Here is a 215-nt window from a genome sequence, read left to right on the forward strand (position 1 = left end):
TTGTCACCATCAAAAGTTGGAGTTACTTCTGATGATGCAACTTCAGTTTGATCTGGGGTTAGGCCAGCGATCGTTGGACTAGTGACAGTCTTCAAACTCTGTGAGTCAACTGGGTTCCAAGTTGTTTCCTTGGTTACCAAGTCTTGAGTACCAGTTTGGGTGAAGGACAAAGTCTCTTCTACTGATGCCGGTGCTTCGAAACCTTCTGGAACTTC

General features: G+C 45.6%; 1 protein-coding gene. It reads right to left on the reverse strand.

Annotation, left to right across the window (positions count from 1 at the left end; genetic code table 11):
* A partial coding sequence (locus lacNas_RS04920; RefSeq protein WP_201346653.1) for a mucin-binding protein occupies positions 1-215 on the reverse strand: 215 nt, incomplete at both ends.

This window comes from Lactobacillus nasalidis (genome assembly GCF_016587775.1).
GTDB lineage: Bacteria > Bacillota > Bacilli > Lactobacillales > Lactobacillaceae > Lactobacillus > Lactobacillus nasalidis.